Source organism: Mycobacterium basiliense (genome assembly GCF_900292015.1).
GTDB lineage: Bacteria > Actinomycetota > Actinomycetes > Mycobacteriales > Mycobacteriaceae > Mycobacterium > Mycobacterium basiliense.
The window spans coordinates 1,988,940-2,010,894 of record NZ_LR130759.1; the positions used below are offsets into that span (position 1 = coordinate 1,988,940).

Here is a 21,955-nt window from a genome sequence, read left to right on the forward strand (position 1 = left end):
GTGAAGTTTCATAGAAGGGACTGTGATTTCTTCGGCGTGCCGATTATCATTCCTACCAAGCCGGCAAGGAGGACAGCCCAGATGGCCAAACCGCCGCTGTCGATGAAGCCGACCGGATGGTTCCAGGTCGCTTGGAGCGACGAGATCGGCATCGGCGACGTCCACGAGATGAAATATTTCGACCAAGAGATGGTCGCCTGGCGCGCCGAGTCCGGCCGGCTCACCGTAATGAATGCCTACTGCGAACACCTCGGCGCCCATCTCGGTTACGGTGGCAAGGTCGTCGGTGAGGTCTTGCAGTGCCCATTCCACGGCTGGCAGTGGAATCATTTGGGCCGCAACGTTTGTATCCCCTACCAAGACCGGCCCAATCGTGGGCGACGCATTTCCACCTATCCGGTAGTCGAACGCAATGACTCCGTCTATGTCTGGCACGATGCCGAACGGCGTGAGCCGTTCTTCGATGCGCCAGACGTGTTCGCTGGCTTCGATGACGGCAGCAGCGCCGCCGATTACCATCCGCAGCAGCGGCTGTATCGGCAGCGACTGGAACTGCATCCGCAGTACGTCCTAGAAAACGGGGTCGATTTCGCGCATTTCAAATACGTGCACGACACCCCGATCGTGCCCGTATTCACTCGCCACGAGTTCAACGGCCCCGTGTCCTTCGTCGACTTCACCATCACCTTCGAAGGTGACGACGGCAAGAAAATCGAAGACGTCAACAGTGGTGTGCGAGCCATCAACGGCGGGCTGGGAGTTGCGGTGACCAAGAGTTGGGGCATGGTCGACAACCGCACCATCTCCGCGATTACCCCGGTCGACGAGTCCACCTCTGATGTTCGGTTCATGGTGTATATCGGTCGTACCCCGAGTAAGGATCGAGGCCGTGCCGAGCTCAAAGCGCGGGAATTCGCCCGTGAAGTGATTCGACAGTTCGAGCAGGACATCCACATCTGGGCTCACCAGCGCTACTCTGACCCGCCGGCCCTGGCCACCGCCGAGTATGCCGGCTTCACCGCAATTCGCAAGTGGGCCAAGCAGTTCTATCCGGACGGCATCGGTGGCAGCGCTGCCGAGGCGTACGCTGCAGCGCAGAAAGGTTAGCCCGAATGACTGCACCGGCCCGACCGCTGCGCGTGTTCCAGGTCGCCACCGGAAACGTCGGCCGCGAGATGATCAAGCGGCTGCAAACGCGGCCGGACCTCGAGTTGGTTGGCGTGCATTGCTACTCGGCCGGCAAGGTCGGCAAGGATGCCGGGGAATTGGCCGGCATCGGGCCCATCGGTGTCGCGGCCACCGGCAGCATTGCGGCCATCATCGAGGCCAAGCCGGATGTGCTGACCTTCCATGGTGTGTTCCCCGACGAGGATCTCTACGTCAAGGTGCTTGAGGCGGGCATCAATATTGTCACGACCGCCGACTGGATCACCGGGTGGCACCGCGACCACAACCACCCCCACCCGTCGGGGAAATCGGTGACCCAACTCTTGGCCGAGGCCTGCGAAAAGGGTGGTGCGACCTTCTACGGCACCGGGATGAACCCCGGTGTGAACCAGATTTTGGGCGTGGTGTGCACGGCTGACGTCGCCGAGATCGAAAACGTCACCACCATCGAGTCCGTCGATGTGTCGTGTCACCACTCCAAGGAAACCTGGATCGAGGTCGGCTATGGCCAACCGGTCGACGACCCCGAAATTCCGGCCAAGCTGGAGAAGTACACGCGCGTCTTCGCCGATAGCGTGTTGATGATGGCGGACTGTTTCGATTTGCCACTGGACGAGGTCACATTCACCTATGAACTCGGCGCCTGCACCAAGGATGTCGATCTGGGCTGGTACATCCTGCCGAAAGGCTCGTTGGGCGGCAACTACATCAAGTATCAGGGCTTGGTGGACGGGGTGCCTCGCGTCGAGACTCACCTGGAGTGGCAGATGACTCCGCACACCGATCCGAACTGGAAGATCAAGGGCTGCTACATCACCCAGATCAAGGGCGATCCGTGCATATACAACAAGCACATGATCTTCCCTAAAGCCGGTGTGGACCTGTCCAATCCAGACAACTTCGCCTCCATCGGCATGACGGTCACCGGCATGCCCGCCCTCAGCTCGATCCAATCGGTGGTGGCGGCGCGACCCGGCCTGATCACCAGCGCCGATATCCCTTTACGCGGGTTTGCCGGGCGGTTCAAGAGCTAGCCCCGGTCAGGGCCCCCGTCACCGAAGAGGCGTTCGGGATGGTGGTAGTCGTTGGTGCGTGCGCCGCGGTCGAGCTGCGGAGGCGGAATCCATGCGGTGCGGCCGTTGGGGAGTTTCTTTGTTTTCCAGCCATTTCCGGCGAGTTTGTGGTCTGATCCGCAGGCAAAGGTGAGTTGGTCGGCGTCGGTTGAGCCGCCGGCGGACCAGTCCTCGGTGTGGTGTGCTTCGCACCAGTAGCCGGGCACATCGCAGCCGGGGTGCGTGCAGCCGCGGTCCTTCGCGTATAGGACTAGTCGCTGATCCGCTGACGCCAGTCGTCGGGACCGTCCGAGATATAGTGGGCGATCAGTATGTTCGTCGAAAACCGCCAGGTAGTGGTAGGCGCGGCTGGCCATCCGGATCACATCGCGCATGGGTAGTAGTGTGCCGCCGCCTGTGACCGCGCGTCCCGTGGCGGAAGTCAGTTCCTGCAGCGTCGTCGATACGATGACGGTCACCGGCAACCCGTTGTGTGTGCCAAGTTTTGGATCGCCGAGGCGGCCGTAGACCAGGGCGTTGAGTGCGTCGTGTTGGCGCTGCGCGGGACTGCGTAAGTCCTTGGCGGCATCATCGTCGGTGGGTTCGACCTCCGCACACGGTGTTTCGTTGTCGTGGTGGCACATGCCGGGCGCCGCGAACCGGGCCAGCCAGGCATCGAGGTGGGCGCGCAGCTCTGGGGTGGCGATCAGATTGCCGATGCTCATGCCGTCGGGGCGTTGGGCGCGCCAGATGAAGCCGCGCTGGCGCGCCCGGTCGGCATCGGAGAACTTGCCGTCGGGATTGATCAGCAGGGCGACGCGGTTGGCCACCTTCTCGAGTTGGTCGGGCCGCAACTGCACAGCCTGACGGGCCAGGAACTTCTCGGCCCGGTCCACCGTGTCGGCCGGTGTGTCCTGGGGAAGATCGTGGGTGAAGGCCGCGATCACCTTCACGTGCTGGCTGTCGAGCAGGCCTTGTCGCCACACCTGCGCGGTGGCCGGCAATTCCGGTGGTAGCTGCTGGCCGGTGAGCGCCACGCGGGGCGACAGTTGTTGGGCATCCCGAATGCGCCGACGGGCTTCGGCGTAGCTGATGCGTGGCCAGTCGGCGACCACCTTATGGACCGGGCCTCCGATGTCGGCCGGTTCTTCGGCGGCCAGGCTCGCGATCACGTCATGACCAACGACGGTCTGGCGTCGTTGCGCGGTTTCCAGCCTTTCCAGCGTGCGCAGCCGAACGGCGGGCTCGAGATGGTCGAGGTTGGCTTCACCGATCGCCGCCACCGCTGCGTCGAGCGCGTCCACCAGAGCGACTATCGAATGCATGTTCGAATACTATGCGTCCGCTGGCCTGCGGCGGAGTACGTCGATGCCCGCTGTGGATGAATGCCGGACTGGGGATTATGGTGCCGGGTCTAGGGTGAAGGCCATGCGAGTAGGCGTATTGGGAGCCAAGGGCAAGGTCGGGGCGACGATGGTGCGGGCGGTCGACGCCGCCGAGGATTTGACATTGTCCGCCGAGGTGGACGCCGGTGATTCGTTGAGCCTGCTGACCGACGCAAACACCGAGGTTGTCATCGACTTCACTCACCCCGATGTGGTGATGGGCAACTTGGAGTTCCTGATCGACAACGGAATTCACGCCGTGGTCGGCACCACCGGTTTTACCGCCGAGCGGATCGGGCAGGTGGAGTCGTGGCTGGCAAAGAAATCCAGCACGGCCGTGTTGATCGCGCCGAACTTCGCCATTGGGGCGGTGTTGTCCATGCACTTCGCCAAACAAGCCGCCCCGTTCTTCGACTCGGCCGAGGTCATCGAGCTGCATCACCCGCACAAAGCAGACGCCCCGTCGGGGACGGCTACCCGTACCGCCAAGCTGATCGCCGAGGCGCGAAAAGGCCTGCCGCCCATCCCCGATGCCACTAGCACCGGCCTACCGGGCGCGCGCGGCGCCGACGTCGATGGCATCCCGGTGCACGCGGTGCGCCTGGCCGGCTTGGTTGCTCACCAAGAGGTGCTGTTCGGCACCGAAGGGGAGACGCTGACCATCCGCCACGACAGCCTGGACCGAACGTCGTTCGTGCCCGGCGTGCTCCTTGCGGTTCGCCGGATCCGGGAACGGGCCGGACTGACCCTTGGCATTGAGCCGCTGCTGAACCTGCAATGAGTGACCTCGCGCGCGCCGTGCGCATCCAGTTGCTGATCGCCTTCATGTGCGTGGCGCTGCTGGCGTATTTCGTCATGCTCGGGCGGCTCGCGGTGGTGATGATCGGCTCGGGCCGAGCGGCGGCAGTGGGTCTGGGACTGGCGCTGTTGCTGATGCCCGTCATCGGGTTATGGGCGATGGTGGCGACTCTGCGGGCCGGGTTTGCACACCAGAAATTGGCCCGGTTGATCGCTGACGACGGAATGGAACTTGATGTCAGTGCGCTGCCACGACGGGCTGCCGGCCGGGTTGAGCGGACCGCGGCCGACGCACTGTTCGACACCGTGCGCGCCGAGGTGACGGACGACCCCGAGGATTGGCGGCGCTGGTATCGGCTGGCCCGCGCCTACGACTACGCGGGGGATCGCCGCCGGGCCCGCGAGGCCATGAAGACCGCCGTCGAGCTGCAGGGGCGGCGTTGAGCAGCCACGCGGATACTTTCGATGCCGACGGCATGTTGACGAGGGAGGGTTGCCGGTGCCCCGGCTGCTAATCGTCCACCACACTGCGTCCCCGCATATGCAGGAGATGTTCGAGGCGGTCGTGGCCGGTGCGACCGACCCGGAGATCGAAGGCGTCGAGGTCGTGCGGCGCGCGGCGCTGACGGTCTCACCAGTCGAGATGCTGGAAGCCGATGGCTACCTATTGGGCAGCCCGGCCAACCTCGGCTACATTTCGGGCGCGCTCAAACACGCCTTCGACGGCGCCTACTACCAGATTCTCGACTCCACCCGTGGGCGACCATTTGGGGCCTACCTGCATGGCAACGAGGGCACCGAGGGGGCCGAACGGGCCATCGATGCCATCACTACCGGACTGGGCTGGGTGCAGGCCGCCCAGACCGTGGTGGTGCTGGGCAAGCCGGCAAAGCCCGACGTCGAGGCGTGCTGGAACCTCGGTGCAACCGTTGCGGCTCAGCTGATGCAGTGAGCGGTCCCGCCCGCTTCGGTTGCGGTGCGCGCCAGGCATGGATCCGTGCCGCGGCACGCCAGCGTCCGTGAGCCGAGCGCTGGCCGGGACCCTAATGGAATAATGGACACCTCAGTTGGAGCACCCGCCGCTCGACCAGAAACGGAATGCCATAGGTGGATTTTGGGGTGGATTTTGGAGCGCTGCCTCCTGAGATCAACTCCGCGCGCATGTACGGCGGAGCGGGCTCGTCGCCGCTCCTGCAGGCCGCGGCGGCCTGGAACGGCACAGCCGTCGAACTAAACGCCACTGCGGCTTCCTTCGAGTCGGTCACCACGCGGCTGAGCTCCGACCCGTGGATCGGTCCTGCCTCGCTGTCGATGGTCGCGGCGGCGCAGCCACTCCTGGCCTGGTTGACCCACGCCGCCGAATGCTCGGCGCTCGCGGCGACACAGGCCATGGCGTCGGTGGCCGCCTACGAGGCAGCATTTGCGATGACCGTGCCCCCGAGCGAGGTCGTAGCCAACAGGGTCCGGTTGGCCGAACTCATCGCGACCAACGTGCTGGGGCAGAACGGGGCGCGCATCGCGGCTACCGAGGCGCGCTACGGCGAGATGTGGGCCCAAGACGCGACGGCGATGTACACGTATGCGGCCTCCTCCGCGGTCTCGATGAGGCTGGACCCGCTGGCCAGGCCGTCGCCCGCCACCAACCCGGCCGGAATTGCCAACCAGGCCGCCGCTGTTGGTCAGGCCGCAACATCCAGTTCTGCACAAGACGTGGGCATGAGCAACCTGATCAGCAGCGTCCCCAATGCCGTCATGAGTCTCGCGTCCCCCGCCACGGCCGTGGCCCTGGTGGCGGAGCTGGGCGAAGTCATTGAGTACTTCGTTTATCTCGATCTTCCACTCTTCGTCGAATCGGTGTTCCACGGATTGGGTGCCATTGCCGACTATTCCGGGGCCGCCGTCGCCAATGCATTGGCCCCGCAATCCGGCGTCGTCACCGCGGGTACCGCCGGCCCGGGTACCGCGGCCGCCGCCTTCACCCGCACGTCGACGTCAGCGGGCACCGGGGCGACACCCCCGGTGGCCAATGTGGGCGCGGCAGCCTCGGTCGGTCGCCTCTCGGTGCCGGCAACCTGGTCTAGCGCAGACCCGGCCGTGATTTGCGGCACGGAGTTGGACGGTACCGACTGGTCGGTTCCCGAGGAGGACGGACTCGTCGGCGTGACGCGTTCGGGAGCGGGAATGGTCGTGGCCGCCAACGGGGCCCGTGTTGGTGCCGGACCGCGCTACGGCGTCAAGCCGGTCGTTATGCCCAAGCAAAACCTCGTCTGACTGCTAGGGGCTCGCCTGGTGACCGCCCAGACCGCTTCGGGCCTGCGCAAGACGCTGGGCATGCGATCGGCCGTGCTGTTCGGCTTGGCATACATGACCCCCATCATCGTGTTGGGCATCTTCGGGGTGATTGCCGAGCGCTCCCAGGGAGGCAGCGCCGGCGCGTATCTGCTTGCCACCGTGGCGATGTTGTTCACCGCGCAGAGCTACGGCCTTATGGCACGCCATTATCCGGTGGCCGGATCGGCATATACCTATGTCCGCAAAGCGCTGGATGCGCGCATCGGGTTTATCGTCGGCTGGGCGATCCTGCTGGACTATTTGTTCCTCCCGCTGGTGATCTGGCTGATCGGAGGTTCGTATCTACAAGGCCAGTTCGCCGCCGTGCCGTTTTGGGTGTGGATCGTCAGCTTCGCTGTCATCACGACCGCCCTCAACCTCGTCGGCCTCAAGGTCGCCGATCGCGCCAATCTCGTCTTGATGGTGTTTCAACTTCTCATCCTCGCGATATTCGTGGCGCTGACGGTGGCTCATCTGGTGGGCCATGCGCAGTCACTGCTATCGCTGGGCCCCTTCGTCGGCGACAGCGGGTTCTCAGCGGTGGTCGCCGGCGCAGCGGTGGCCGCGTACTCGTTTCTCGGCTTCGATGCCGTCAGCACATTGACCGAGGAAACCCACGACGCTGCACGCACCATCCCGCGGGCCATCCTGCTGATCGCGTTCATCGGCGGCGCCATCTTTGTTGCCGTCGCTTATGTGGTGACCTTGGTCGCTCCAGGCAGCTACTTTCCCGACGCCGATTCGCTTTCCGAGGGCATCGCCAAGACCATCGGCGGCAACCTGTTCGGTGCGATCTTTCTTGCCGCGTTAATCATTGGCCAGTTCACGTCCGGCCTGGCAGCGCAGGCTGCGGTATCTCGGCTGCTCTATGCGATGGGTCGTGACGGCGTCCTGCCCAGGTGCGTGTTCGGAATGGTGTCGGCGAAGTTTCGCACCCCGGTCGTCAATATCGTGCTGACTGGTGCGGTCGGCCTGATCGCAATCCTGCTCAGTGTCGCCACGTCGACTTCATTCATCAACTTCGGCGCATTCACCGCCTTCACGCTGGTGAATGTGTCGGTCGTGGTCTATTTTCTGCGCAACCGCAGCGATCGCTTGTCACGATGGCGCTACGTCGTGTTGCCGGTCATGGGCGCGGCCGTCGACGTGTATCTGCTCACCCATCTGGAGCTGGATGCGCTGATCATTGGATTATCTTGGGCCGGAATCGGTTTCCTCTACCTGCTGTGGCTCACCCGAGGGCTGACCCGGCAGCCCCCTGACCTGGTGGGCTTGGCGCAGTGACCGTCCGAGTCGGCGCGTCGCCCACCGCGGGCGGTAGGCTGGCGGAGCACGCTTGTGCGCTGATCCGACGCCTGCGCGACTGGCGATTCGACCAACAACAGGGAAGCACGGGCATGTCATCAATGTCCTCGGTGATCGGAATTCCTCGTAGCGGTAACCCGTTCCCGCAAGCGGGTGTTTCCTACGATCACCGGGGCATCGGGGGTATCGCGCACTACGGTGCCGTGCCGGCTACGTTGCTGGATATGCTCGCCGAGCAGGTCGACGCCCGCCCGGACGGTGAGGCGGTGGTCGAGGTCGGCGCCGATCGATTGACGTATCGACAGCTGTGGAGCCGCGCATCGCGGGTGGCCGGAGGGCTACAGGCGGGTGGTTTGAAACCCGGTGAGCGCGTGGCGGTTCGGCATCCCGGGGGCATCGATTGGGTGCTGGCGTTTTGGGGCACGGTCATGGCCGGTGGCGTTGCGGTGCCGATCAACACGCGATTGACCCGGCCGGAGGTCGAGTTCATTCTCACCGACGCTGGGGCTCGGATGGATCTGGGCCCGGACACCGCGCTGCCCGACGGGGAACCGTACGTCACCGAGCACGTCGGTGCCGCGGATACGGCTGCACTGTTCTATACGTCAGGAACCACCGGCCATCCCAAGGGCGTGCCGACCACCCACGAGGCCTTCGTAACCAACACCGAGAACGGGCTCCGATGTCTCGGACTCACCGGACATCTCGGCGAGGAGCTGCGCACCTTGATTTCGGTGCCGTTGTTCCACGTGACCGGCTGCAACTCGCAGCTCTTGCTGGCCGTCCGACTCGGCGGCGCATCGGTAATACTGCCTACGCTAGACCTTGATCAATTGCTGGTGACGCTGCCCGCCGAGCGCGTTTCTTTGATGGTGACTGTCCCGGCGGTGTACTCGTTAGTGCTGCGACACAAGGATTTTGCGACGACGGATGTCTCCCGTGTTCGGTGGGTTTGTTACGGGGGAGCACCGATCGCGCCGTCGTTGGTGCGAATGGTCAAGGACGCGTTCGAGAAAGCCGCCGTGTTCAACAGCTACGGCATGACCGAGACCGCCTCGCTGATGACGGTGCTGCCCGACCGGGAGGCGCTCGAACACGCCGATTCGGTCGGATACGCGGTCCCCTCAGTGGATCTCGGGGTGGTTGCCTACCGCGGCGACCACCCGGCACCGCGCGAACTGATCGGCGAGCTGGTGGTGCGCGGGGCGAATGTGACCGCTGGCTACTGGAATCGGCCGGAGGCCACCTCGGCCACCATCATCGACGGCTGGCTGCACACCGGCGATGTCGTCCGTGTGGATGCCGCAGGCCGTGTATACGTCGTCGATCGTCTCAGGGACATCATCAACCGAGGCGGTGAGAACATCTCCAGCGTCGAGGTGGAAGCTGCGCTGCTGTCTGCCCCCAATGTCGCGGACGCGTGTGTGCTGGCGGTGCCCGACGACGTCATGGGGGAGAAGGTCGGTGCGTTGCTGTTCGGAGGCACGGCGGCGATCGATGTGGCGGAGGTGCTCGAACACTGCCGCCGGCAACTGGCCGACTTCAAGATTCCCCAATATGTGACGGTGGTGACCGGCGCGCTGCCGCGCAACGCCGGCGGAAAACTGCTCAAGGCACGACTGCGCGACCAGATCCGGTGGGGACCGCCGCTGCGATGACCCGGCGGATTGCGCAGAGAAATCGCATTCCACACATCTCATTCCGGTGCGCTTAGCCGGGACAAAGTGACACGCTCGACTGGACAGTGTTAGCACTGCCGGCGTTGGCGTTAAGAAACCGTAAATGGATTCGTCGCTGGTGCCTTTCGACCGGAGACGCGGGGGTGTAACTCACTAGCCTTATCTCAATGCACAGGAGCCAATCAGCAAATGCACAGAAATAGATCAGCAAATATACAGGAAAGTCGTCCGTCGTTACCGGGGGGCGCGTTTCAAACAGGAGGAACACCGGATGTCATTCCTGACTACACAACCTGAGGAGCTGGCCGCCGCGGCCGGCAAGTTGGAGGCCATCGGCGCGGTGATGAATGCCGAGAACGTCGCCGCGGCGGTTCCTATCACCACGGGCGTGATCCCTGCCGCGGCTGATGAGGTATCTGCGCTACAGGCGTCCTTGTTCGCCGCGTACGGCACCCTCTATCAAGAGATCAGCGCCGAAGCGGCGACGATGTACGACCTTTTGGTCAACACCCTCGGGGCGAGCGCCGGCACGTACGCGGCCACCGAAGAGGCCAATTCGTCGGCCGCTGCATCCCCGTTGTCGGGCATCATCGACGCCCTCACCGCATCGACCCCCGCGTCAGATATCGCCAACCTGGTCAATATCGGCATCGGAAACTGGGCTTCTGCCTCGTCGGACTTGCTCGCCTTGGCGGGCGGTGGGTTGCTTCCTGCCGCGGTCCAGGCCGCCGAGGGTGACGTCGCCGAGGCGGCGGGGAGCGCCGAAGCGGCCGCTTCGGCGGCCGGGGCCGCCGCGCTCGGCGAGGCGCCGATGGCCGCCGGCTTGGGTTCGGCGTCCGCCATTGCCACGGCCTCGGTGTCGCCCAGCTGGGCGGGGCAGGCCAGCTTGGTGTCGACGAGCGTGGGATCCGGCGCGCTGCGGGGGGCGGGCTGGACCGTGCCCGTGGCCCAGGAAGTGTCGGGGACCATCATTCCCGGAATGCCGGGATTGGCTTCGGCCGCACGCAGTAGTGCCGGCTTCGGTGCGCCGCGCTACGGCGTCAAGCCCATCGTGATGCCCAAACCGGCGGCCGGCTAGCAAACGAACTGCCGCCCAATTACCCGCAAATGAAACACGCGTAATTCAGCCAACGAGCGCATAACTCGCACCACTCGCACAACGAAGGATAGGGAAAATGGATTTCGGAGCATTACCCCCTGAGATCAACTCAGCACGCATGTATGCCGGCGCGGGCGCGGCACCGATGATGGCCGCCGCGGCCGGATGGAACCGGTTGGCGGTCGAGTTGAGCACTACGGCCGTATCCTTCGAGTCGGTGATCACCCAGCTGACCACCGAACAGTGGATGGGTCCGGCATCGATGTCGATGGCGGCCGCGGCCCAGCCGTATCTGGCTTGGCTGACCTACACCGCGGAATCAGCGGCGCGCGCGGGCTCGCAGGCCACGGCCTCCGCGGCCGCCTTCGAGGCGGCGTTTGCCGCCACCGTGCCTCCAGCGGAGGTCGCCGCCAACCGGGCGCAGTTGGCCATGCTGGTGGCCACCAACGTTCTGGGACAAAACACCCCCGCGATCGCGGCCACCGAGGCACAGTACGGCGAGATGTGGGCGCAGGATGCGCTGGCCATGTACGGGTACGCGGCATCGTCGGCGGCCGCCGGCACGCTCAACCCGTTGACCACGCCATCGCAGATCGCAAACCCTGCGGGGCTGGCCAGTCAGGCCGCCGCGGTCAGCCAAGCGGCCGCGTCCAACACCATCGGACAGGTCGGCCTGAGCAACCTGATCACCAACCTGCCCAACGCGATTATGGGGCTCTCGTCGCCGGCCGCCGCGGTTGCCGCGTCCACCGGACTGGACTCGGTCATCCAGGACATCACCAGCGTGCTTGGTATTCCCTTCGTGCAGAATGCCATCAACGGAGCGGTCAACACCGCGGCCTGGTTTGTGATGGCGGCCGTCCCGAACGCGGTCTTCCTCGGGCACACGCTCAGCGCGGTCGAGGCCGTGGGTGCACCCGCTGCCGCCGATCTTGCTCCGGCGCTTGCCCCCGCCGCCAGTTTGAGGCATGCCGTGACCCCGGCTGGCTACGGCGGCACGCCGGTCTCGGCGGGTCTGGGAGACGCCTCGTCGGTCGGCAAGCTGTCGGTTCCGGTGGAATGGTCCAATGCCGTTCCGGCTACGACTTCCGGCGCCACCGCTTTGGACGGCAGTGGTTGGGCGGTGCCTGAGGAGGCCGGACCAATCGCAGCGATGCCAGGCGCCCCGGGCATGGCCGTTGCCGGCAAGGGCGCCGGCGGTTTCGCCGGACCCCGGTACGGATTTAAGCCGATTGTCATGCCCAAGCAGGTCGTCGTATGACACCGCGCCCGATTCACCCACCTCCAGGCGCGTTGATGACGGTCGGATCAAACCTGTTACGCGTGGCCGGAACCGCATCCGACGCCGGGTATGCAGCCACTACCACCCGGCACGCCGCCGGGGCCGGTGAACTGGCCTCCGGAACCGCAACCGACACCCGGGACGCAGCCGCTACCACCCGGACCCCCACCGGGGCCACCGGTCACCCCGCCGGAGCCACAGTTGCCATTGCTATCGCACCCGCCTCCGCCCGGTTCATTCGTGGCCACATAGGTGATCGCAGTGGTGGCCGTCGCCGGGCCAGCTGCCGCAACGGTTGCGGCAACTGGTGCGGCAGCGATCGCGGTAGCGATAGCCCCAGCCACCACCATTGGTTTCATGAGGTTCAATTTCGCTAACATGCTTTTCGCATACCACGTGGAGGGGTTGGCGAAACGTGGAGAAGAGATCGGCCGTTATCGATGCTTGACCGATCGAAACCGATCGAAACCGATCGAATTTGGGCCGGCTATATCGGACCCGGGCCGCAGCCGATTCTTGGTAGGCAATCGAACCCCGGTGGTGCACCCGGGCCACCGTTCGGACCGCCCGGACCGCAGCCGGCGAGGTTGCAGCGGTCTTTAGCCGGATCGTCGGCGCCGACATGGGTGATCACAGCGGTTATCGTGGGCGGCCCGACGGCACCGAGGTCGGCGTCCTCCGCTGGTAACGCGATGACAGCAGTAGCGACAACCCCGGCCCACATCGGTGGTTTCCTGGGGTTTAGTTTCGCTACCATGCATTTTGCTTACCACGGGCATGCGCGGACGAAACGTTGTACGGAGAAAACGAGTACAGCCGAAGCGTTCGGCCGGTGAGCCCGGCCACCAAGGCAACGACCGAAGGCATAGCAAATGACCTCATTGGATCTGACCGGCCGCACGGCGATAATCACCGGCGCTTCCCGCGGAATCGGATTGGCCATTGCGCAGCGCCTGGCAGATGCGGGCGCCAACGTGGTGCTCACCGCCCGCACACAGGAGGCCGCCCAGGCGGCCGCCAGCGAGGTCGGCGACCGTGCGCTGGGTGTTGGTGCCCACGCGGTCGATGAAGATGCCGCGCGCGACTGTGTGGACCTGGCGCTAGAGCGTTTCGGCGGCGTGGACATCCTGATCAACAACGCCGGGACCAACCCGGCGTTTGGTCCGCTGATCGAGCAGGACCACGCGCGCTTCACCAAGATCTTCGATGTAAACCTGTGGGCACCGCTGATGTGGACGTCGCTTGTCGTCAAGGCATGGATGGGCCAGCATGGAGGTGTTGTGATCAACACGGCCTCGATCGGTGGCATGCATCAAGCGCCGGCCATGGGCATGTACAACGCCACCAAGGCCGCCTTGATTCACGTGACCAAACAACTTGCCCTGGAACTTTCGCCGAAGGTGCGAGTCAATGCGATCTGCCCAGGGGTGGTGCGCACCAGGCTTGCCGAAGCGCTCTGGAAGGACCACGAGGATCCGCTGGCAGCGACCATCGCACTGGGGCGAATCGGTGAACCGGTGGATGTGGCCGATGCGGTCGCCTTCTTGGTCTCGGATGCCGCGAGCTGGATGACTGGTGAGACAATGGTGATCGACGGTGGTCTGCTGCTGGGCGACGCCTCGGGATTCCGGGCGCGGCCGGGAGGCACACCGTGAGCATCGCCGATGAGCTGGAAGCCCGGGTGCGGACTCTGCTCGACGAGCACGACCCGGCCTTCAGCGACCCTCGCGAATTCCTGGGCGCACGATTCGACGCCGGGCTGGCCTGGGTGCACTTTCCCACCGGACATGGCGGGCTCGATCTGGCACGCACCTACCAGGCGCAGGTCGACGCGCGACTGGCCGCCGCCGGCGCACCGCCGGCAGGTGGCGGCAGAAACATCATCGGAATCGGTATGGCGGCCCCAACGATTGCGGCGTTTGGAACCGAGGCGCAGAAGGATAAATTCCTGCGTCCGTTATTCACCGGCGAACACCTCTACTGCCAGCTGTTCAGCGAACCCGGTGCCGGCTCGGACCTGGCCGCCGTGGCGACCCGCGCCGTCCGGGATGCGCAGCATCCGGATGACTGGATCGTCAACGGGCAGAAGGTATGGACCTCAATGGCGCAGCACGCGCAGATGGCCATCCTCGTTGCGCGCACCGACCCGACCGTGCCCAAACACGTTGGCCTGACCTACTTCCTATGCGACATGACGCAGCCGGGTATTGACATCCGTCCGTTACGACAGATCACCGGTGAGGCGGAGTTCAACGAGGTGTTCCTCACCGATATCCGGGTTCCTGACGCGAACCGGCTCGGTCCGGAAGGCGGCGGCTGGCGCGTAGCGACCACCACCCTCAACAACGAGCGAGTCGCCATCGGATCCCGCACCGGCCTCCCCCGCGAGGGCGGGATGATCGGCAAGCTCACCGAGACGTGGCGCGGCGAACCCGCACTGCGTAACGCGGCCATGCACGACGAGATGATGCGGCTGTGGGTGGAGGCGGAAGTGCTCCGACTCAGTGGCGAACGTCTGCGTCAACAGGCCGCGTCCGGTCAGCCCGGACCGGAGGGTGCCGGCATGAAAGTGGCTTTTGCCCGTCTGGCGCAACAGATCTCGAGCTTAGAAATGGAATTGCACCCAGAATCGGGTTTGCAGTACGACGACTGGACGCTGCGCAGGCCCGACACCGTCGACTTGACAGGTCGCGGTGCCGGCTACCGCTATCTCCGGGCCCGTGGCAACTCGATTGAGGGCGGTACCTCGGAGATCCTGCGCAACACCATTTCCGAGCGGGTTCTGGGCCTGCCCGGCGAGCACCGCGTCGACAAGACCGTCGCGTGGCAGGACTTGCCTCGATGACCACCGCGAACCTGCTGTACTCCGACACCGAGGAGGCGTTGCGGGACAGTGTTCGGCAATTATTTGCCGACCGGTGTCCGGCGGAATCGGTGATGCGGTCCTATGATTCACCACCGCAAGACTTTTCGGGTGTCTGGCGCACGTTGGCGGCCGAGCTGGGAGTTGCCGGACTGTTGGTGCCCGAGTCGCTGGGCGGCGCCGGGGCCAGCGCTCGCGAGGCGGCCGTCGTTATGGAGGAGATTGGCCGGGCCGTCGCACCAGTGCCCTTCCTGTCCAGCGCGGTTCTCGCCACCGTGGCGCTCCTAGGGGCTGGCGACACGAAGATGCTGCCGGCGTTGGCCGAAGGTGCCAGCACCGCGGCACTGGTGGTGCCGTTGTCGGCCGCACCGGGTGATTCGGTCACCGGATTGAGCAATGGTGGCGATGGGCTGACCGGGCAGGTCAGCGGTGTGGCAGGTGCCCGAGAAGCCGATGTGCTGGTGGTGCCGGTGGCGGGTCCGAACGGGTTGGAGTTGCACACCGTGGCGACCGACGCCGCCGGTGTGGAGGTATTGCCGGTGTTGGCGTTCGACATGACTAGACCCCTTGCGGATGTGCAGTTTTCGGGTGCGGCGTCGTCACGACTGGGGCCGGCGGACGCCGCGCTGGCCGAGGCGCTTCAGACGGGAGCGGCGTTGCTGGCGTCCGAACAGCTCGGGCTTGCGCGGTGGTGTTTTGACACGACATTGGCCTACGCCAAGGAACGCAAACAGTTCGGCCGCGCGATCGGCTCCTATCAGGCGATCAAGCATCGACTGGCAGATCTGTGGCTGGAGATCGGTTCGGCGACCGCGGCGGCCCGCTACGCCGCCGACACCGCCGCCCGGCGCGACGACGATGCCGCCGTCGCCGCTGCCATGGCGCAGGCCTACTGCAGCGGAGTTGCGCTACATGCTGCCGAGGAGTGTGTGCAGTTACATGGCGGCATCGGGATGACCTGGGAATATCCTGCACACCTTTATCTGAAGCGGGCCAAGAGCGATCAGTTGGCGCTGGGCACCGCCTACCGGCACCGCACTCGGCTGGCCAAGTTGGTCAACCTGCCGGTGAGCTGAGTCGTTCGGCGAGCAGACACAGACTCCTGCGACACGCCGATGTTGTGGGCGATTCTGCGTCTGCTCGCTGGCGAGGTTAGCGCGGCAGCGCCGCGGCGAAGACCTGCGCCAGCGCGGCCCAGTGCCGTTCCGCGCAGGCCTCGTCGAAGGGCGGATTGTCGGGAACCGCGAACCCGTGGGCGCCCCGATACCACTCGATGCGGTGTTCGACGCCCGCCGCCGTCAGGGCCTTGTCGAGCTGTTCGGCGTCCTCGGCGGTGAACGTCTGGTCGTTCTCGGCGCCCCCGATGTACACCGCGGCGCGCATCCGGTCGGCCAGCAGATGCGGGCTGTCGGGGCGATCGGTCACCAGGCCGCCGCCGTGGAAGGAAGCGGCGGCCGCGACGCGCTCCGGCAGGCGGCCCGCCAGCAGCACCGATATTCGTCCACCCATGCAATAGCCACACACGCCGAAGCGTGCTCCGGTCACCTCCGGGCGCCCGGCCAGGTAGTCGAACAACGCGTCGGCATCCCGGGTAGTTCGGTCCGGTGTCAGGGTTGCGATCAAAGACATCAGCCGTGTGCGCTCTGCGGCGTCGCCGAATGCCGTGGCCATATCAAACGCTATCCATTGGCCTTCGCGGTAGTAGACGTCGGGGAGCAGCACGACATAACCGGCGTCGGCCAGCCTGGCCGCCATCTGCTCGAACGTGTCGCGCACCCCACCGGCATCGGGGAACATGATCACACCGGGCCAGGGCCCGGCCCCGGTGGGCGTGAACAACCTGACCGTGCAGTTGCCGTCGGGAGTGCTGACGCCGTCGGTGATGTTCGGCATGGCACCAGTTCTACTCCCCGCGGCTCGACGTACATTCATCGGCGCCAACCCGCCGCGCCCACTTCGCCGCGCCCACGATCGCCGCTAAGCTGACCGCGTGCCGATCGCGACGCCCTACGAGGACCTATTGCGGCGGGTGCTCGACACCGGCACCGTCAAGGCCGACCGCACTGGCACGGGGACCCGCAGCCTGTTCGGCCAGCAGATCCGTTATGACCTATCGGCCGGTTTCCCGTTGCTCACCACCAAGAAGGTGCATTTCAAATCCGTGGTCTATGAGTTGCTGTGGTTCTTGCGGGGTGATTCCAACATCGCCTGGCTGCACGAACACGGGGTAACGATCTGGGATGAGTGGGCAAGCAGCACAGGGGATCTCGGACCCATCTACGGGGTGCAATGGCGATCGTGGCCGACCCCGTCAGGCGAACACATCGACCAGGTCAGTGCGGCGCTGGACTTGTTGCGCACCGACCCGAATTCCCGCCGCATCATCGTGTCGGCCTGGAACGTCGGCGAAATCCCGCAGATGGCGCTACCGCCATGTCACGCCTTCTTCCAGTTCTACGTCGCCGATGGCCGGCTGAGCTGCCAGCTTTACCAGCGCAGCGCCGACCTATTCCTCGGGGTGCCGTTCAACATCGCCAGTTACGCGCTGCTCACGCATATGATGGCCGCTCAGGCAGGTCTTTGCGTGGGTGAGTTCATCTGGACCGGTGGGGACTGCCACATCTACGACAACCATATCGAGCAGGTGTGCGAGCAATTGCGGCGCGATCCGCGACCGTATCCGGAACTGCGGTTGGCGCATCGGGATTCAATCTTCGACTACACCTACGAGGACATCGTCGTGCAGAATTACGACCCGCACCCAGCGATCAAGGCGCCCGTCGCAGTATGACCTCATTATGAACGGGCTGGGCCTGATCTGGGCTCAGTCGACATCCGGGGTGATCGGTCGCCGCGGGGATATCCCGTGGCGTCTGCCCGAGGATCTGGCCCACTTCAAGCGGGTCACCATGGGTCATACGGTTGTCATGGGTCGGCGCACCTGGGAGTCGCTGCCGGCCGAAGTGCGCCCGCTGCCCGGGCGCCGCAATGTCGTACTGAGCCGCCAGCCTGATTTCGTGGCTGACGGCGCCGAGGTGGTCGAGTCCCTCGATGCGGTGCTGACCGAGTCCGAGACGTGGGTGATCGGGGGTGGGCAGATCTACGCGCTGGCGCTACCGCGGGCCAGCCGGTGCGAGGTCACCGAGGTCGAGATTGACCTGGCGGGTGAGGAGGGCGACGCGCGGGCCCCCGTGCTCGACAAGACGTGGCGGGGTGAGACGGGGGCGTGGCAGGTCAGCCGGTCAGGCCTGCGCTACCGGTTGCACCGCTACCACCGGCCATGAGCACCTTGACCGCCGTGCAGGCCCGTCGGGTGGCGGTCGCCGCACAGGGTCTCGCCGAGCCCAAACCGAGCGGTCCGGTCACGCGGGCGCACCTCAAGCGGCTCATCTCGCGCATCCAGGTTCTTCAGCTGGACTCGGTTTCGGTGGCCGTGCGCGCGCACTATGCACCGGTGTTCAGCCGGCTCGGCGGGTACGACCGCGATGTGCTGGACCGGGTGACTTGGGGCCCGCGCTCGTCGCGGCTGCTGGTCGAATACTGGGCGCACGAAGCCGCCCTGATGGCCGTCGACGATTGGCCGCTGCTGCGTTGGCGGATGCGCCAATACCGGCACGGTCGCTGGGAGACTCACATCGTGAAAGGCAATCCCCGGTTGGCCGACGACATCGTAGCCGCGGTCACCGAGCTGGGGCCCAGTACCGCCGGCCAGATCGAGGCGTACCTGGCGGCGGAGCCGACTGCGGCCAAGGGCCCTTGGTGGAATCGCAGCGACACCAAGTGGGTCGCCGAAGCGTTGTTCGCCTCGGGAGTGCTCACCACGGCCACCCGGGTCGGCTTCGCCCGGCATTACGACCTGGTAGAACGGGTGCTGCCGCCGCACGTTCTGGCCCGGCAGGTCGACGACGGCGAGGCCGTTCGCGAGCTCACATTGCGGGCCGCCACCGCTCTGGGAGTGGGCACCGAAGCCGACATCCGCGACTATTTTCGCCTGTCCGCGCAACAGGTCAAGCCCGCGATCGCGGACTTGGCGGCTGCCGGTGAACTCGAGCGCCTCAACGTCGAGGGCTGGTCTGCGCCGGCGTATTTGGCCGCGGGCCGGTCGCTGCCGCGCCGAGACCGTGGTACCGCGCTGTTGTGTCCGTTTGACCCGCTGATCTTCTTTCGGCCCCGAGTGGAGCGGCTGTTCGGCTTTCACTACCGGATCGAGATCTACACTCCGGCGGCCAAACGCCGCTACGGCTACTACGTGTGGCCGCTGCTGCTGGACGGGCAGCTCGTCGCTCGAGTGGATCTCAAGGCGGACCGGGCCGCCGACACATTGCGCGTGGTAGGCACTTTCGGCGAACCTGACGTGTCCGGTCCCCGGGTGGCCGCAGCGCTGGCCGGGGAGCTGACCGCGATGGCGTCCTGGCTCGGGCTGGGTGGGGTCAGCGTTTCCGACCGGGGTGATCTGGCCGGGCAGTTGCGCACAGAAATCACCCGGGCCGGCTGATGGCCACCTCGACGACCAGGGACCTCAACGAGACCCTCTGGAAGGCCGCCGAAAAGCTGCGCGGATCGCTGCCGGCCAGCCAATACAAGGACGTCGTGTTGGGGCTTGTTTTCTTGAAGTACGTCTCTGACGCGCGCAAGGAGCACAACGCACTTGTGGTGCCGCCCGCGGCGCACTGGGAATCGTTGGCGGCCAACGCGACGTCGCCGACGATCGGTCAGCTTGTCGACGAGGCGATGCGGGCGCTGATGCGGGATAATCCGTCGCTTGCCGGGATGTTGCCGCTGCTGTTTCGCAACGTGGACCGGCGTCGGCTCGGAGAACTGATCGACGTGCTTGGGCAAACGCGGTTCGGTAGGTCGGGTAATCGTCGAGCGCGTGACCTGATCGGTGAGGTCTACGAGTACTTCCTCGGCAATTTCGCCCGCGCGGAAGGCAAGCGGGGCGGCGAGTTCTTCACGCCGCCGTGTGTTGTTGCGGTGATCGTCGGAGTTCTCGAACCGTCAAAGGGGCGGGTGTATGACCCGTGCTGCGGTTCCGGCGGGATGTTCGTACAAACCGAACGGTTCATCGCCCAACATGACGGGGACCGCAATAAGGTGTTGCTCTACGGCCAGGAGAGTGTCGAGCAGACCTGGCGAATGGCGAAAATGAACCTGGCGGTCCACGGCATCGACGACATCGGCTTGGGTACCTGCTGGGCGGATACATTCGTCACCGATCACCACGCTGGCGTTCAGATGGATTTCGTGATGGCCAATCCGCCTTTCAATATCAAGGATTGGGCCCGAGACCAGCACGACCCGCGGTGGTGCTTCGGCGTCCCACCTGCCGGAAACGCAAACTTCGCTTGGATTCAGCACATCCTGTCGAAACTGGCGCCACGCGGCAAGGCCGGTGTGGTGATGGCCAACGGCTCGATGTCGTCGACAACCAACGGGGAAGGTGAAATTCGCGCTCGGATCGTCCAGGCCGACCTGGTGTCGTGCATGGTCGCCTTGCCCACCCAGTTGTTCCGCAGCACTGGAATTCCGGTGTGTCTGTGGTTCTTTGCCCGGGACAAGGGCGAGCGATCTGGTCAGGTGTTATTCATCGACGCGCGCGGCCTCGGGCACCTGGTGGACCGCACGGAGCGCGTACTGACCCGTGAAGACATTGCCCGCATTGGCGATACATACCACGCCTGGTTCGCGAAAAGACTCGTATACAAGGATGTTGCCGGGTTCTGCAAATCGGCTTCGCTGGACGACATCAGGGCCGGCGGGTACGTGCTCACGCCGGGAAGATATGTGGGTGCGCCCGCGGGCCTGGGCGACGCCGAACCCGTTGACGAGAAGATGGCCCGGTTGACGACGGACCTGGTGGCCGCGCTCGATGAGTCCGCGCGGCTGGACAAGATCGTGCGCGACCAGGTGGAGCGCCTTCGGTGCACGTGAGGCTGGGTGATCATCTCGACTTCCGCAACGGAAGTTGCTCGCCCACGCGCACGGCGGGCGGGCACATTCCCGTCTATGGCTCCAACGGCGCGATCGGATTCGCGGCAGAACACAACGCGACCGGCCCCCTGATCGTAGTGGGACGCGTCGGATCATATTGCGGCAGCCTGCATTACTGCGAGGCCGATATCTGGGTCACCGACAACGCGTATCTGTGCCGAGCTAAAGAGGCCGACGAGACGCGATTCTGGTATTACGCGTTGCAACTCTGCCGCCTCAACAAGTACCGCGTCGGATCCGGCCAGCCACTGCTCAATCAGCGGACGATCCGCGATGTTTCGGTGCAGGTTCTCGAGCCTCGTCAACGTCGGCCGGTCGCAGAGTTGCTCGGCGCCCTCGACGACAAGATTGCCGCCAACCAACGCGTGATCGAGGCCGCAGAGGCCTTGATGATTGCCATTGTCGAGTCGATCTGCGACCACGTGCCGCTGTCGAGCCTGGCGATTCGTTCGGCCGCATTCCTCGATCCTGAAGAATTCGATGACGTCGTAGCGCATTTCAGCCTTCCGGCGTTCGACGATGGTGCGCAACCACAGCTGGTCAACGGTGGATCGGTACGGAGCGGAAAGTTTGTGCTCTCGGTGCCGTGCGTGCTATTCGCAAAGCTCAATCCGAGGATTCCGCGGGTCTGGAACGTGCTGACGCTGCCTACGCGGATGGCGTTGGCAAGCACGGAGTTCGTCGTACTGCGGCCCATCGACATCGACACCTCGGCGTTGTGGTCGGCGCTACGACAACCCGAAGTCACCAACACCTTACGACAGCAGGTTGCTGGAACGTCGGGGAGTCACCAGCGCATCCAGCCGCGCGATTTGCTCGATGTCCGGGTACCGGATGTGCGTCGCCTGACGAGCGTGGCGGCGCAGACGATCACCAGTCTTGGGGCCATGTGTCAGGCACACCGCACCGAGTGCATCAGGCTCTCTGTCCTGCGCGACGCGTTGCTTCCGCTGCTGATGTCCGGTCGGGTCCGGCTCGAGGTTCGGCGGTAGCGGCGACACCG

Annotated in this window: 21 protein-coding genes; 18 read left to right on the top strand and 3 right to left on the bottom strand. The window is 65.1% G+C overall.

Going from position 1 to position 21,955, the window contains the following annotated elements:
• Positions 1 to 81 precede the first annotated feature (81 nt).
• Entirely contained in the window at positions 82 to 1,107 is a 1,026-nt protein-coding gene (locus MB901379_RS08450; RefSeq protein WP_158016208.1) for a Rieske 2Fe-2S domain-containing protein, read from the top strand.
• A gap of 5 nt (positions 1,108 to 1,112) precedes the next feature.
• Positions 1,113 to 2,201: an NAD(P)H-dependent amine dehydrogenase family protein gene (locus tag MB901379_RS08455; RefSeq protein WP_158016209.1), complete on the top strand. Its 1,089-nt coding sequence runs from the start codon at positions 1,113 to 1,115 to the stop codon at positions 2,199 to 2,201.
• On the opposite strand, the gene MB901379_RS08460 is transcribed toward MB901379_RS08455, so the two are convergent.
• Entirely contained in the window at positions 2,198 to 3,544 is a 1,347-nt protein-coding gene (locus tag MB901379_RS08460) for an HNH endonuclease signature motif containing protein (protein ID WP_158016210.1), read from the bottom strand. The genes MB901379_RS08455 and MB901379_RS08460 overlap by 4 nt on opposite strands.
• 103 nt (positions 3,545 to 3,647) lie before the next feature.
• Between MB901379_RS08460 and dapB the strand changes: the two genes are divergently transcribed.
• From dapB to MB901379_RS08500, 8 genes are all read left to right on the top strand, one after another.
• On the top strand, positions 3,648 to 4,385 hold the full coding sequence (gene dapB / locus MB901379_RS08465; RefSeq protein WP_158016211.1) for a 4-hydroxy-tetrahydrodipicolinate reductase: 738 nt from the start codon (positions 3,648 to 3,650) through the stop codon (positions 4,383 to 4,385).
• Positions 4,382 to 4,846, top strand: a complete 465-nt coding sequence (locus MB901379_RS08470) for a hypothetical protein (protein ID WP_158016212.1) — start codon at positions 4,382 to 4,384, stop codon at positions 4,844 to 4,846. Before dapB ends, MB901379_RS08470 begins: the two co-directional genes overlap by 4 nt.
• A gap of 55 nt (positions 4,847 to 4,901) precedes the next feature.
• Entirely contained in the window at positions 4,902 to 5,354 is a 453-nt protein-coding gene (locus tag MB901379_RS08475; protein ID WP_158016213.1) for a flavodoxin family protein, read from the top strand.
• Between the two features lie 167 nt (positions 5,355 to 5,521).
• Positions 5,522 to 6,673 (top strand): PPE family protein, encoded by a 1,152-nt coding sequence (locus tag MB901379_RS08480; protein WP_158016214.1) that lies wholly within the window; start codon positions 5,522 to 5,524, stop codon positions 6,671 to 6,673.
• 18 nt (positions 6,674 to 6,691) lie between these two features.
• Positions 6,692 to 8,017 carry an APC family permease gene (locus tag MB901379_RS08485; protein WP_232022021.1) on the top strand — a complete coding sequence of 442 codons (1,326 nt, stop codon included), beginning with the start codon at positions 6,692 to 6,694 and terminating at the stop codon, positions 8,015 to 8,017.
• Between the two features lie 122 nt (positions 8,018 to 8,139).
• The gene (locus MB901379_RS08490; protein WP_158019038.1) at positions 8,140 to 9,696 is read left to right on the top strand and encodes a class I adenylate-forming enzyme family protein; all 1,557 of its coding nucleotides are present in this window, start codon (positions 8,140 to 8,142) and stop codon (positions 9,694 to 9,696) included.
• A gap of 292 nt (positions 9,697 to 9,988) precedes the next feature.
• Positions 9,989 to 10,795, top strand: coding sequence for a PPE family protein, SVP subgroup (locus MB901379_RS08495; RefSeq protein WP_158016215.1), 807 nt, complete (start codon positions 9,989 to 9,991; stop codon positions 10,793 to 10,795).
• Between the two features lie 97 nt (positions 10,796 to 10,892).
• Positions 10,893 to 12,077 carry a PPE family protein gene (locus MB901379_RS08500; RefSeq protein WP_158016216.1) on the top strand — a complete coding sequence of 395 codons (1,185 nt, stop codon included), beginning with the start codon at positions 10,893 to 10,895 and terminating at the stop codon, positions 12,075 to 12,077.
• A gap of 56 nt (positions 12,078 to 12,133) precedes the next feature.
• Here MB901379_RS08500 and MB901379_RS08505 read toward each other — a convergent pair whose 3' ends face one another.
• Positions 12,134 to 12,457: a PE-PGRS family protein gene (locus MB901379_RS08505; RefSeq protein ID WP_158016217.1), complete on the bottom strand. Its 324-nt coding sequence runs from the start codon at positions 12,455 to 12,457 to the stop codon at positions 12,134 to 12,136.
• A 513-nt stretch (positions 12,458 to 12,970) separates the two neighbouring features.
• On the opposite strand from MB901379_RS08505, the gene MB901379_RS08510 reads away from it, so the two are divergent.
• From MB901379_RS08510 to MB901379_RS08520, 3 genes are read left to right on the top strand one after another with little or no spacing between them, the layout of a single operon-like run.
• Positions 12,971 to 13,753, top strand: coding sequence for an SDR family oxidoreductase (locus MB901379_RS08510; protein WP_158016218.1), 783 nt, complete (start codon positions 12,971 to 12,973; stop codon positions 13,751 to 13,753).
• The gene (locus tag MB901379_RS08515; RefSeq protein WP_158016219.1) at positions 13,750 to 14,943 is read left to right on the top strand and encodes an acyl-CoA dehydrogenase family protein; all 1,194 of its coding nucleotides are present in this window, start codon (positions 13,750 to 13,752) and stop codon (positions 14,941 to 14,943) included. Before MB901379_RS08510 ends, MB901379_RS08515 begins: the two co-directional genes overlap by 4 nt.
• Positions 14,940 to 16,037, top strand: coding sequence for an acyl-CoA dehydrogenase family protein (locus MB901379_RS08520; RefSeq protein WP_158016220.1), 1,098 nt, complete (start codon positions 14,940 to 14,942; stop codon positions 16,035 to 16,037). The genes MB901379_RS08515 and MB901379_RS08520 overlap by 4 nt, the downstream gene beginning before the upstream one ends.
• Before the next feature lie 76 nt (positions 16,038 to 16,113).
• Here MB901379_RS08520 and MB901379_RS08525 read toward each other — a convergent pair whose 3' ends face one another.
• Positions 16,114 to 16,854 carry a dienelactone hydrolase family protein gene (locus MB901379_RS08525; RefSeq protein ID WP_158016221.1) on the bottom strand — a complete coding sequence of 247 codons (741 nt, stop codon included), beginning with the start codon at positions 16,852 to 16,854 and terminating at the stop codon, positions 16,114 to 16,116.
• Positions 16,855 to 16,951: 97 nt separating this feature from the next.
• On the opposite strand from MB901379_RS08525, the gene MB901379_RS08530 reads away from it, so the two are divergent.
• The 5 genes from MB901379_RS08530 to MB901379_RS08550 are packed head-to-tail and all read left to right on the top strand — an operon-like array spanning position 16,952 to position 21,944.
• Positions 16,952 to 17,752 carry a thymidylate synthase gene (locus MB901379_RS08530; protein WP_158016222.1) on the top strand — a complete coding sequence of 267 codons (801 nt, stop codon included), beginning with the start codon at positions 16,952 to 16,954 and terminating at the stop codon, positions 17,750 to 17,752.
• 7 nt (positions 17,753 to 17,759) lie between these two features.
• Positions 17,760 to 18,245, top strand: a complete 486-nt coding sequence (locus MB901379_RS08535; RefSeq protein ID WP_158016223.1) for a dihydrofolate reductase — start codon at positions 17,760 to 17,762, stop codon at positions 18,243 to 18,245.
• Positions 18,242 to 19,456: a winged helix-turn-helix domain-containing protein gene (locus MB901379_RS08540; RefSeq protein ID WP_158016224.1), complete on the top strand. Its 1,215-nt coding sequence runs from the start codon at positions 18,242 to 18,244 to the stop codon at positions 19,454 to 19,456. The genes MB901379_RS08535 and MB901379_RS08540 overlap by 4 nt, the downstream gene beginning before the upstream one ends.
• Positions 19,456 to 20,892, top strand: coding sequence for a class I SAM-dependent DNA methyltransferase (locus MB901379_RS08545; protein WP_158016225.1), 1,437 nt, complete (start codon positions 19,456 to 19,458; stop codon positions 20,890 to 20,892). Before MB901379_RS08540 ends, MB901379_RS08545 begins: the two co-directional genes overlap by 1 nt.
• On the top strand, positions 20,883 to 21,944 hold the full coding sequence (locus MB901379_RS08550; protein ID WP_158016226.1) for a restriction endonuclease subunit S: 1,062 nt from the start codon (positions 20,883 to 20,885) through the stop codon (positions 21,942 to 21,944). Before MB901379_RS08545 ends, MB901379_RS08550 begins: the two co-directional genes overlap by 10 nt.
• The last annotated feature ends 11 nt before the right edge of the window (positions 21,945 to 21,955 follow it).